The organism is Kitasatospora sp. NPDC096204, assembly GCF_044763205.1.
Taxonomy (GTDB): Bacteria; Actinomycetota; Actinomycetes; order Streptomycetales; family Streptomycetaceae; genus Kitasatospora.
The window spans coordinates 458,177-469,384 of sequence record NZ_JBIWFT010000003.1; the positions used below are offsets into that span (position 1 = coordinate 458,177).

Genomic DNA, 11,208 nt, shown 5'->3' on the forward strand with positions numbered 1-11,208 from the left:
CCTCAGCACAGCCCCAGCACCTACGAGGAGCACCCGTGACCCAGACCAGTGAGAACGTGACCTGGCTCACTCAGGCCGGCTACGACCAGCTCAGGGCCGAGCTGGATCACCTGACCGGGCCCTGGCGCATCGAGATCGCCCAGAAGATCGAGGCGGCGCGCGAGGAGGGCGACCTCAAGGAGAACGCCGGCTACCACGCGGCGAAGGAGGAGCAGGGCAAGTACGAGCTGCGCATCCGCCAGCTGACCCAGCTGCTGGAGCGCGCCAAGGTCGGCGAGGCCCCGGCCGACTCGGGCGTGGTGGCCCCGGGCATGGTCGTCACCGTCGCCTTCGACGGCGACGAGGACGACCTGATGGAGTTCCTGCTGGCCTCCCGCGAGGTCGCGGGCGCCGACGACCTGGACGTCTACTCGCCGCAGTCCCCGCTGGGCCGCGCCATCGACGGCAAGCGGATCGGCGACGAGGCCACCTACGAGCTGCCGAACGGCAAGCCGGCCATGGTGAAGATCGTCAAGGTCGTGCCGCACGCCGGCTGATCCGGCCGCACACGACCCGAGGGCGGCCGCGGAAGTCCGGTACTTCCGCGGCCGCCCTCCGGCGTTCCGGGCGCTGCGCTCCGGTCCGGGCGTCCCGGGCGGCGCCCGGTCAGGCGCTGGAGGAGCGGTACTTGCGCACCGCCAGCCAGGAGAACACCGCGGTGATCACGACCGACCACAGCACCGACACCAGCGCCGCGTGCTGCATCGGCCAGGCGCTGTCCACCGGCCCGACCTGGTTGCCGAACAGCACCCGGCAGGCCTGCACGGTGGCGCTGAACGGGTTCCAGTACGCGATCCCCTGGAGCCAGCCCGGCATCGAGGTGACCGGCACGAAGGCGTTGGACACGAAGGTCAGCGGGAACAGCCAGATCAGCCCGGCCGAGGTGGCCGCCTCGGGGCTGCGCACCGACAGGCCGATCAGCGCGCCGATCCAGGAGAAGGCGTAGCCGAGCAGGAGCAGCAGGCCGAAGGCGCCGAGCGCGTTGAGCAGGCCGTCGTGGATCCGCCAGCCGACCAGCAGCGCGACCATCGCCAGCACCACCAGGATGAACGCGGTCTGGCACAGGTCCGCCAGGGTGCGGCCGACCAGCACCGCGGAACGGGCCATCGGCAGCGAGCGGAACCGGTCCACCAGCCCCTTGCTCATGTCCTCCGCGATGCCCGCCGAGGCGCCGGCGACGGCGAAGGTGACGGTCTGGGCGAAGATGCCGGCCATCAGGAACTGGATGTACGTGTCCGAGCTGGAGTCGGTGCCGGGGATCTTGATCGCCCCGCCCATCACGTACGAGAACAGCAGCACGAACATGACCGGCTGCATCAGCCCGAAGACCACGATCTCCGGGATGCGGGTCATCCGGCGCAGGTTGCGCTTGGCGACCACCCAGGAGTCGTGCAGGGCGGCGGCGATCCCCCGGCGCTGCCTGGGCATCGCCGGGCCGATGGCGTGCTCGGTGGCGGTGCTCATCTCAGCTCTCCTTCCCGGCCGCGACGGCCTGCTTGTCCGGCTCCGGCCCGCCCGGCCCGCCCGGCCCGCCCGAGCCACCCTGGCCCCCCTTGCCCCGGCCGCGCGCCGTGTGGTCGGCGCCGCCCTCCTCCTCGGACCGCTCCTCGGCGACGTGGCCGGTGAGGGTGAGGAAGACGTCGTCCAGGGTCGGGCGGCGCAGCCCGATGTCGTCGATCTCGATCCCGCGGGAGTCCAGTTCGCGGATCGCGTCGGCGAGCACCCGGGCGCCACCGCTGATCGGCACGGTGATCCTGCGGGTGTTCTTCTCCACCGTCGGCTCGCCCAGCGCGTAGCCCGACAGCGCGGCGACGGCGTCGCCGACCAGGCCGGGCCGGTGCACCACGACCTCGATCCGCTCGCCGCCGATCTGCGCCTTGAGCTGGTCGGCGGTGCCGCGGGCGATCACCCGGCCCTGGTCGACCACCGCGATGTCGTGGGCGAGCCGGTCCGCCTCCTCCAGGTACTGGGTGGTGAGCAGCAGCGTGGTGCCCTGCTCGACCAGCGTCTCGATGACCTCCCAGAGCGCGAGCCGGTTGCGCGGGTCGAGGCCGGTGGTCGGCTCGTCCAGGAACATCACCGGCGGCCGGACGACCAGCGCCGCGGCGAGGTCCAGGCGTCGGCGCATGCCGCCGGAGTAGGTCTTGGCGGTGCGGTCCTTGGCCTCGGTGAGGTTGAACCACTCCAGCAGCTCCAGCGCGCGGGCCTTGGCGGCGCGGTTGCTCATCTGGTAGAGCTCGCCGACCATGGTGAGGTTCTCGAAGCCGGTCAGGTACTCGTCGACCGCCGCGTACTGGCCGGACAGGCCGATCAGGCTGCGGACCCGGTTGGGGTGCTTGAGCACGTCGACCCCTGCGACCACCGCGTGGCCGGAGTCGGGGCGGAGCAGGGTGGTGAGGACCCGCACGGTGGTGGTCTTCCCGGCGCCGTTGGGGCCGAGCAGCCCGAGCACCGTGCCCTCGGGGACGTCGAGGCTGACCCCGTCCAGGGCTCGTACGTCGCCGAAGGTCTTCACCAGGTTCTCGGCTTGGATGGCTGGCGCCATGGCCTTGCCTCATCTCCTCGGACATATGGGGCGATCTGTCCCACTCTGCCCCGTTTCCGGGCACACGGGCGACCCGATTCTCGACCCGCGGGACTCGAACGCGATGTATCGCGAGTCTTCCAGTACGCGATATATCGCGTCAAGGGACGGAGTGCGGGACGGAGTGCGGGACGGAGCTCAGCCCGAGACCACGTACCCCGCGTCCCGCAGCTCCCCGACCACCAGCGCGCAGTGCTCCGGTCCCTTGGTCTCCAGGTGCAGGTCCACCTCGACCTCGGTCAGCCCCAGCCGCGGGTCGATCCGCACGTGCGCCACGTCCAGCACGTTGGCGTCCACCCTGGTCAGCACTGCCAGCAGGTCCGCCAGCGCACCCGGCTTGTCCGCCAGCCGCACCCGCAGCGACAGGTAGCGCCCGGCCGCCGCCAGCCCGTGCCGCAGCACCCGCTGCATCAGCTGCGGGTCGATGTTGCCGCCGGACAGCACCGCCACCACCGGGCCCTCGAAGGAGTCCGGCTGCTCCAACAGCGCCGCGATCGGGGCCGCCCCGGCCGGCTCGACCACCAGCTTCAACCGCTCCAGTCCGATCAGCAGCGCCCGCGACAGCGCGTCCTCGGAGACCGTACGGATGCCGTCGGCCAGCGTGTTGACCACCTCGAAGGGGATGTCGCCGGGGCGCCCGACCATGATCCCGTCCGCCATGGTGGCGAAGTGCTCCAGCGACACCGGCCGCCCCGCCGCCAGCGAGGGCGGGTACGCGGCCGCGCCGGCCGCCTGCACCCCGATGATCCGCACGTCCGGCCGCAGCGGCTTGACCGCCGCCGCGATCCCGGCCAGCAGCCCGCCGCCGCCCACCCCGACCAGGATGGTCCGCACCTCCGGGCACTGCTCCAGGATCTCCAGCCCGACGGTCGCCTGGCCGGTGACCACGTCCCAGTGGTCGAAGGGGTGGATGAACACCGCACCGGTCGCGTCCGCGTACCGCTGCGCCGCCTGCAGGGCCTCGTCCACGGTGGCGCCGTGCAGCCGCACGTCGGCACCGTAGTCGCGGGTGGCCGCGACCTTCGGCAGCGGCGCCGCGACCGGCATGAACACCGTGGAGCGCACGCCGAGCAGCGAGGCCGCCAGCGCCACGCCCTGGGCGTGGTTCCCGGCGCTCGCCGCCACCACCCCGCCGGCCCGTTGCACCGGCGAGAGTCCCGCGATCCGCACGTACGCCCCGCGCAGCTTGAAGGACCCGGTGCGCTGGAGGTTCTCGCACTTCAGGTGGACCGGCGCGCCGATCAGCCCGGAGAGGTACCGGCTGCCCTCCATCGGGGTCACCCGGGCTACCCCGGCGAGCATCTTCTGGGCGCCGCGGACGTCGTCGAGGGTGATCGGCCAGGTGTGCATGGCGCCAGACTACGGGCGCGGGCGACGGCATCCGGGATGCCGGGCCTGTTCCCGGGCCCGCCCGGCCCGCGTACCCTGCTGCTCCTGAGCCTTCCTCACCGCACGACGATCGTGAGCCGCGATGACGACGACCTCGCCCCAGGCCACCGACCGCACCGACCCCGTGCACACCCAACTCCAGTACCAGCTGGCGGTGTTCGCCCGCCGCATGGAGCAGGTCCGGACCTCCGGCGGCGGGGTCGGGGCGCTGGACCGGGCCGCCTACCTGCTGCTCGACCGGCTGGAGCGGCACGGGCCGGCCAACGTCAAGGCGCTGGCCGAGTCACTGGGGGTGGACTCCTCCACGGTGACCCGCCAGGTCGCCCCGCTGGTCGCGGCCGGGCTGGTCGGCCGGGTGCAGGACCCGGCCGACCGCCGTGCCGTACGGCTCGCGCTCACCTCACGCGGCCTCGACCGGCTCGCCGAAGTCCGCGACGGCCGGGCCGAGTTGACGCGCCGCCTGGTGGACGGCTGGCCGCCGGAGGAGCAGCGCGTGTTCTGCGCCCTGCTGGCCCGCTTCAACCTCGCGATGGAGTCGTACACGGCGGACCAGCAGGGTCAGTGAGGGGCCGCGGCCCCGTACGTCCCTAGCCCAGCGCCTGCTTGAGGTCGGCCAGCAGGTCGTCGATCGACTCGATGCCGACCGAGACGCGGACCAGGTCGGACGGCACCTCCAGCGGCGAGCCCGCCGCCGAGGCGTGGGTCATCCGGCCCGGGTGCTCGATCAGCGACTCGACGCCGCCGAGCGACTCTCCGAGGGTGAACAGCTGCGCGCGGTTGCAGACCTCGACGGCCGCCTCCTCGCCGCCGGCGACCCGGAACGAGACCATGCCGCCGAAGGCCTTCATCTGCTTGGCCGCGATGTCGTGGCCGGGGTGCTCGGGCAGGCCCGGGTAGAGCACCTGGCTGACCTTCGGGTGGCTCGCCAGCAGCTCGGCGACCTTCTCGGCGTTGGCGCTGTGCCGGTCCATCCGGACGCCCAGCGTCTTGATGCCGCGCAGCACCAGCCAGGCGTCGAACGGGCCGGAGACGGCGCCCATCGCGTTCTGGTGGTACGCGACCTCCTCGCCGAGGGCCGCGTCGGCCAGCACCAGCGCACCGCCGACCACGTCGGAGTGGCCGCCCATGTACTTGGTGGTGGAGTGCACGACCGCGTCCGCGCCGAGCGAGATCGGCTGCTGGAGGTACGGGCTGGCGAAGGTGTTGTCGACCACCAGCAGCGCGCCGGCGCCGTGCGCGATCTCGGCGAGCGCGGCCAGGTCGGTGATGCCCAGCAGCGGGTTGGACGGGGTCTCCACCCACACCGCGCGGGTGTTGGGGCGCAGCGCCTCGCGGACGGTGGCCAGGTCCTGGGTGTTGGCCACGGAGAACTCGACGCCCCAGCGGGTCAGCACCTTGGCGAACAGCCGGAAGGTGCCGCCGTAGGCGTCGTTGGGGATCACGATGTGGTCGCCCGGCTTGAGGATGGTGCGCAGCAGGGTGTCCTCGGCGGCCAGGCCGGAGGCGAAGGCGAGGCCGCGGGCGCCGCCCTCCAGTGCCGCGAGGCACTCCTCCAGCGCGGTGCGGGTCGGGTTGGCGCTGCGGCTGTACTCGTAGCCGCCCCGCAGGCCGCCCACCCCGTCCTGCTTGTAGGTGGACACCTGGTAGATCGGCGTGACGACGGCCCCGGTCTGGGGGTCTGCTTCCTGACCCGCGTGGATGGCGAGAGTCTCGAAGCCCTGAGGAAGCTGGTGCTCGGTCATGGGTCCGAGCCTAGTGGGCGAATGCCGTCACGCCCGCCCGAACCGTGAAGCGGGACGAACCAGCAGGTGGGAGCGGGTCCACGGCGGGCCGGAGTAGCGGTGCGCAGGGCCCCCGGCCCCCGGCCTCCGCGCAGCGGGCCCGACCGCCCGAACGGCCCGTACGGCCGCTCCCGGAATCCGGGGGCGGCCGTACGCGTTGCACACTGCGCCAGGTTCCCCGACCCGCTGGAGCAGGCCGTGCTGTTCAACCGCCACAAGACCTCGCTCGTCCCCGCCGACCAGGCGCTGCCCGGCCGGCCCTCCCCGGCCTTCACCCTCACCGAGCCGCACACCGTGCTCGGGCACCCGCTGCCCGGCCCGTACCCGCAGGGCCTGGAGGTGGCCGACTTCGGGCTGGGCTGTTTCTGGGGCGCCGAACGCACCTTCTGGCGGCTGCCCGGCGTCTGGACGACGCTGGTCGGCTATCAGGGCGGCCACACCCCCAACCCGACGTACGAGGAGGTGTGCAGCGGGCTGACCGGGCACACCGAGGCGGTCCGGGTGGTGTACGACCCGGCCGTGATCTCCTACGAGCGCCTGCTGAAGACGTTCTGGGAGGCCCACGACCCGACCCAGGGCAACCGCCAGGGCAACGACGTCGGCACCCAGTACCGCTCCGCCGTCTACACCCACTCCCCCGCCCAGGCCGAGGCCGCCGCGGCCACCCGGGACGCCTTCCAGCCGTCGCTGACCGCGCTCGGTTACGGCCCGATCACCACCGAGATCGCCCCGGCCGGCCCGTTCTTCCCGGCCGAGCCGTACCACCAGCAGTACCTGTCGGAGGCCAAGAACCCCAACGGCTACTGCGGTCTGGGCGGTACCGGCGCCTCCTGCCCGATCGGCGTGGCCCGCACCCAGGGCTGACCCGCTCCCCCACTCCCGTGGGCTCTCCCGGGGCCGGCCACTCAAAGTGACCGATCCCCGGTCCGGGCGCAGACTGGAAGGGCCGGCAGGGCCGGCCCTTCCACCCTCTGGTGGCCGGGCCGGCCGCACGGGAGAGGAGTGCGCCATGTCCGGTCTCTACCAACGGAACTTCGACGATCCCGAGGAAGTCCGCCCCTTCGAGGGGGGCACGGGGGAGCTGCGGCTGGTCAACCTGGACGGCGGCCCGGTGGGCCGGGCCGTGTTCGAGCCTGGTTGGCAGTGGTCCAAGCACGTGAAGCCGATCGCCAAGACTGACAGCTGCCAGGCCGCCCACGCCGGGTACGTGGTCTCCGGCCGGATGAAGCTCGTCATGGACGACGGCCAGGAGTGCGAGGTGGGCCCCGGCGACTTCATGCTCTGCCCGCCCGGACACGACGCCTGGACGGTGGGCCCGGAGGCCTGTGTGATCGTCGACTGGCAGGGCTTCGCGGACTACGCGAAGCGGTGAGCGGCACCGGGCGCCGCCGTTCCACGCCCGTCCCGCTCCCCGGGTGGACCGTCAGGTCCGGTCCGCCCGGGGAGTCGTTCGCGCCGGGTCCGACGGCGTCAGACGGCGCTGCCGGCCTTCCAGGCGGACCAGCTCATGTTCCAGCCGTTCAGGCCGTTGTCCGGGGCGACCGTCTTGTCGCCGGAGTTCACGACCTCGACCACGTCGCCGACCATCGAGGACTTGTAGAACTTGAAGCCGTCGGCGCCGCTGTCCTGGGCGCCCTTGGTGTCCTGGAGGCCGATGCAGCCGTGGCTGGTGTTCTGGCCACCGAAGATCGACGGCGAGGACCAGTAGTTGCCGTGGATGAAGGTGCCCGAGGTGCTGAGGCGCTGGGCGTGCGGCACGTCCGCGATGTCGTACTCGCTGCCCAGGTTGACGGTCTGCGAGTTCATCCGGGTCTGGGTGTACTGCTCGGAGATCACCATCTTGCCGCCCCAGGTGGTGTGCTCGGGCGAGCCGCCGGAGATCTTGTAGACCGCGCTGACCTGGCCGTCGGTGGTGACGGTGAGCTTCTTGGTGGCGAGGTCGGCGACGCTGGTCTGGGCGCGGCCGATGGTGAAGCTCACGTCCTTGGACTGGGTGCCGTAGACGCCCTTGGCGCCCTCGACGTCCTTGAGCCGGAGCTTCAGGGTGACCTTGGTGCCCTTGGCCCAGTACTCCTGGGGCCGGAAGTCGAGCCGGGTGCTGGAGAACCAGTGACCGACGATCTCGACGCCCGGCTCGGCTATCACCGTGATCGCCTGCTGGACGCTCTTGCGGTCGGTGATCGGCTTGCTGAAGTTGATCGAGACCGGCATGCCGACGCCGACCGTCGATCCGTCCTCGGGGGTGAAGTAGCCGACGAAGGTGTTGGCCGGGGTCGCCGTGGTGAAGACGGCGTTGGAGTCCGCCTCCAGCTTGTCCTTGTCGAAGGCGGTGGCGGCGACGGTGTACTTGGTGCCGCTGGCGGGGGCGGCGGCCGAGGTCCAGCCGGTGCCGTCGGCGGAGAGCTGGCCCGCCAGCTCCTTGCCGGTGGTGTCGGTGACCTTGACGCTGCTCAGGGTGCCGTTGGCGACGGTGACCTTGACCGGCTCGCTGAAGCTCGCGGAGGCGGCGCCGTCGGCCGGGCTGACGGTGATGACCGCGGCCGAGGTCTTGGGGGCGCTGCTGCTCGCACCGCTCGGGCTGCCGCCGGAACCGCCCGAGCCGCCCGAGCCGCTGCCACCGCCGCTACCGCCGGCGCTGTTGTCGTTGCAGGCCGCCAGCAACAGTACGGGCGCGCCGATCAGTCCCGCGAGGACCCCGCGCCGGCTCCAGCCGCTTCCGGCCGCCCGCCCCTGACCTTCCCGTGCCGTCACGTCGCGTCTCCCTGCTGATCATCCCGGGCATTACGGATACAGAAACGCAATCCACCCGTTCACGGTTCCAACACCGAAGGGTAAGCGATCGTATGAGATGACCCAACTTGCCGATGAACAGGGACGAAACGCCCGGCCCGCGAGGCGGACCGGGCGTTCACGTGCGGTGACGGCGGACGCCGTCACCCGGCGGCTTCGTCCTACTCGGCGGACTCCTCCACCTGGTACTCGTCCCACTCCTCGCTGTCCGGGTCGAACTCGGTCTGCGCCGACTCCCAGGTCGCCGAGGCGAGCTCCACGCCGGGCACGTCGCCGAGCAGCGCGACGGGGTCGATGAAGTGGGCGAGCGAACCCGACGGGTCCACCTCGATGGCCTCGACGGACTGGGCGCGCTCCTCGTCGTCGAGGTACTCGTCCGCGGTGACCGCCTCCAGGGCGGCCGCCTTGAGCGCGCCCTCGTCGGTGATCTCCGCGATGAGCTCGATCTTGACCCGGACGTAGCGCGGGGTGTCCTGGTCGGTCGTTTCAGTGCTGGTCATGCGTGCGAGCGTACGGGACGACGGGGCCCGGCGTGGTGCGCGGGCGGCCGCCCGGAGCACACCCCGCGCGCCCGGCGCGAACGGCGCGAACGGAAGGGGCCGGTCCCTCGGAGAAGGACCGGCCCCACCGTTCCCCGCCGGGGCTCCCCCACCCGGGAGCCACGGGGACACGCGCCGTACGGCGCGGTATTGCCGCGGGAGCCGCCGCACCCTGTCAGCCGGCCGGAGCCGGACAGGGGCGGGACGACGGCGCCTCCCACGGCGGAGGACACAGCGGCCGGGTCAGGGTCGCCCGGTGTGTCCGGAGCCGACCGCGGTCGCCGGGGAGCCGCTCCCGGACGGTTGCCGTCGCCTCACTCGGCGTCCTGCCGTTGACCACCACGATGCCCGAGCCTTGTTAACCACGTGCTGCGGGCAGGTGACGCCGGTGTACCACTTCCCCCGTGGACGAATCCTCCGCATCCGTCCACGGCGGGACGGCGGTGACGGAGCATCGGCGACGGGCGACGGCGGGGCAGCGGCCGGCGAGCGACGGAGCAGCGGGCGGCGGGCGGCGGGCGGCGGTGACGCCGGGTCAGCTCTGGCCGCGACCGGTCAGGAAGCCCAGCAGGTCCTGGCGGGTGACGATGCCCTGCGGCTTGCCCTCGACCAGCACGACGGCCGCGTCAGCCTTCTCCAGCACGGTCATCAGGTTGGTGACGGTCTCGCCCGAGCCCACCACCGGCAGCGGCTTGGACATCACCTTGTCCAGCGTGTCGGTGAGCTCGATCTCCTTGGCGAAGATGCCCTCCAGCAGCAGCTTCTCCACCACCGAGCCGATCACCTCGCCGGCCATGATGTCCGGGTGGCCGGCGCCCGGGGAGACCACCGGCATCTGCGAGACGCCGTACTCGCGCAGCACCCGGACCGCCTCGGAGACCGTCTCGTTCGGGTGCATGTGGACGAACTGCGGGACGCCGCCCTGCTCCATGGACTCCTTGCGGGCCAGCACCTCGCCGATGTGCGCCTCGTCGGTGGACGAGGGCAGGAAGCCGTAGTCGGCCATCCAGTCGTCGTTGAAGATCTTCGACAGGTAGCCGCGGCCGCCGTCCGGCAGCAGCACCACCACGACGTCGTCCGGCCCGAGCTCCTTGGCCACCTCCAGCGCGGCCACCACGGCCATCCCGCAGGAGCCGCCGACCAGCAGGCCCTCCTCCTTGGCCAGGCGGCGGGTCATCTGGAACGAGTCCTTGTCGGAGACGGCGACGATCTCGTCCGCGACGTTGCGGTCGTAGGCGGTCGGCCAGAAGTCCTCACCGACGCCCTCGACCAGGTACGGCCGGCCGGTGCCGCCCGAGTAGACCGAGCCCTCCGGGTCGGCGCCGATCACCTTGACCTTGCCGCCGGAGACCTCCTTCAGGTAGTTGCCGGTGCCGGAGATGGTGCCGCCGGTGCCGACGCCCGCCACGAAGTGGGTGATCCTGCCCTCGGTCTGCTCCCACAGCTCCGGGCCGGTGGAGTGGTAGTGCGAGGCCGGGTTGTCCGGGTTGGAGTACTGGTCCGGCTTCCAGGCGTTCGGGGTCTCCCGGACCAGGCGGTCGGAGACGTTGTAGTAGGAGTCCGGGTGCTCCGGGGCGACGGCGGTCGGGCAGACGACCACCTCGGCGCCGTACGCGCGCAGGGTGTTGATCTTGTCGGTCGAGACCTTGTCCGGACAGACGAAGATGCACTTGTAGCCCTTCTGCTGGGCCACGATCGCCAGGCCGACGCCGGTGTTGCCGGAGGTCGGCTCGACGATGGTGCCGCCGGGCTTGAGGGCGCCCGAGGCCTCGGCGGCCTCGATCATGCGCATCGCGATGCGGTCCTTGACCGAGCCACCGGGGTTGAAGTACTCGACCTTCGCCAGCACTGTCGCGCTGATGCCCTCGGTGACCTTGTTCAGCTTGACCAGCGGCGTGTTGCCGACCAGGTCGATGATCGAGTTGTGGTACCGCACGGGGGTCCTCCCGGTCTGTGGGCGTGCGACTGCTTTCGGTACTGCAAAGCCTAGGTGTACTGACCACGGAGGTTGGTGACAGGGGTCACGGCGCTGTGATCTTGAAATGAGTGAGGGCCTTCTGGCCAGGTGTGGATTGCGACATCTTCA

At 71.8% G+C, this 11,208-nt stretch carries 11 protein-coding genes; 4 read left to right on the forward strand and 7 right to left on the reverse strand.

Annotation, left to right across the window (positions count from 1 at the left end):
- Positions 1–35 precede the first annotated feature (35 nt).
- Complete coding sequence (greA, locus tag ACIQ87_RS05405; RefSeq protein WP_402401797.1) at positions 36–536, forward strand: transcription elongation factor GreA; 501 nt, start codon at positions 36–38, stop codon at positions 534–536.
- Positions 537–645: 109 nt separating this feature from the next.
- Here the strand turns inward: greA and ACIQ87_RS05410 are convergent, their stop codons facing one another.
- From ACIQ87_RS05410 to ilvA, 3 genes are all read right to left on the reverse strand, one after another.
- Positions 646–1,503 carry an ABC transporter permease gene (locus ACIQ87_RS05410; RefSeq protein ID WP_402401800.1) on the reverse strand — a complete coding sequence of 286 codons (858 nt, stop codon included), beginning with the start codon at positions 1,501–1,503 and terminating at the stop codon, positions 646–648.
- A gap of 1 nt (position 1,504) precedes the next feature.
- A complete protein-coding gene (locus ACIQ87_RS05415; RefSeq protein ID WP_402401802.1) occupies positions 1,505–2,584 on the reverse strand; it encodes an ATP-binding cassette domain-containing protein in 1,080 nt (359 codons plus the stop codon).
- 177 nt (positions 2,585–2,761) lie between these two features.
- A complete protein-coding gene (gene ilvA / locus ACIQ87_RS05420; protein ID WP_402401805.1) occupies positions 2,762–3,973 on the reverse strand; it encodes a threonine ammonia-lyase in 1,212 nt (403 codons plus the stop codon).
- Between the two features lie 121 nt (positions 3,974–4,094).
- Here ilvA and ACIQ87_RS05425 point away from each other — a divergent pair, with 121 nt between their 5' ends.
- A complete protein-coding gene (locus ACIQ87_RS05425; RefSeq protein WP_402401808.1) occupies positions 4,095–4,577 on the forward strand; it encodes a MarR family winged helix-turn-helix transcriptional regulator in 483 nt (160 codons plus the stop codon).
- Between the two features lie 22 nt (positions 4,578–4,599).
- On the opposite strand, the gene ACIQ87_RS05430 is transcribed toward ACIQ87_RS05425, so the two are convergent.
- Complete coding sequence (locus tag ACIQ87_RS05430; protein WP_316526555.1) at positions 4,600–5,754, reverse strand: cystathionine gamma-synthase; 1,155 nt, start codon at positions 5,752–5,754, stop codon at positions 4,600–4,602.
- 237 nt (positions 5,755–5,991) lie between these two features.
- Here ACIQ87_RS05430 and msrA point away from each other — a divergent pair, with 237 nt between their 5' ends.
- Entirely contained in the window at positions 5,992–6,657 is a 666-nt protein-coding gene (gene msrA, locus ACIQ87_RS05435; RefSeq protein ID WP_392874271.1) for a peptide-methionine (S)-S-oxide reductase MsrA, read from the forward strand.
- Positions 6,658–6,802: 145 nt separating this feature from the next.
- A complete protein-coding gene (locus ACIQ87_RS05440) occupies positions 6,803–7,165 on the forward strand; it encodes a cupin domain-containing protein (protein WP_402401811.1) in 363 nt (120 codons plus the stop codon).
- 98 nt (positions 7,166–7,263) lie between these two features.
- Here ACIQ87_RS05440 and ACIQ87_RS05445 read toward each other — a convergent pair whose 3' ends face one another.
- The 3 genes from ACIQ87_RS05445 to ACIQ87_RS05455 form a co-directional block, all read right to left on the reverse strand.
- Entirely contained in the window at positions 7,264–8,544 is a 1,281-nt protein-coding gene (locus ACIQ87_RS05445) for an Ig-like domain-containing protein (RefSeq protein WP_402401814.1), read from the reverse strand.
- Between the two features lie 200 nt (positions 8,545–8,744).
- Positions 8,745–9,083, reverse strand: coding sequence for a hypothetical protein (locus ACIQ87_RS05450; RefSeq protein ID WP_402401816.1), 339 nt, complete (start codon positions 9,081–9,083; stop codon positions 8,745–8,747).
- A gap of 574 nt (positions 9,084–9,657) precedes the next feature.
- The gene (locus ACIQ87_RS05455; protein WP_402401819.1) at positions 9,658–11,058 is read right to left on the reverse strand and encodes a cystathionine beta-synthase; all 1,401 of its coding nucleotides are present in this window, start codon (positions 11,056–11,058) and stop codon (positions 9,658–9,660) included.
- Positions 11,059–11,208: the final 150 nt, after the last annotated feature.

Excerpts from the sequence above, each read along its gene's own strand:
- ACIQ87_RS05410 (WP_402401800.1), bottom strand. The coding sequence starts at position 1,503 with ATGAGCACCGCCACCGAGCACGCCATCGGCCCGGCGATGCCCAGGCAG.
- ACIQ87_RS05440 (WP_402401811.1), top strand. The coding sequence starts at position 6,803 with ATGTCCGGTCTCTACCAACGGAACTTCGACGATCCCGAGGAAGTCCGC.
- ACIQ87_RS05430 (WP_316526555.1), bottom strand. The coding sequence starts at position 5,754 with ATGACCGAGCACCAGCTTCCTCAGGGCTTCGAGACTCTCGCCATCCAC.
- ACIQ87_RS05450 (WP_402401816.1), bottom strand. The coding sequence starts at position 9,083 with ATGACCAGCACTGAAACGACCGACCAGGACACCCCGCGCTACGTCCGG.
- ACIQ87_RS05415 (WP_402401802.1), bottom strand. The coding sequence starts at position 2,584 with ATGGCGCCAGCCATCCAAGCCGAGAACCTGGTGAAGACCTTCGGCGAC.
- ilvA (WP_402401805.1), bottom strand. The coding sequence starts at position 3,973 with ATGCACACCTGGCCGATCACCCTCGACGACGTCCGCGGCGCCCAGAAG.
- ACIQ87_RS05425 (WP_402401808.1), top strand. The coding sequence starts at position 4,095 with ATGACGACGACCTCGCCCCAGGCCACCGACCGCACCGACCCCGTGCAC.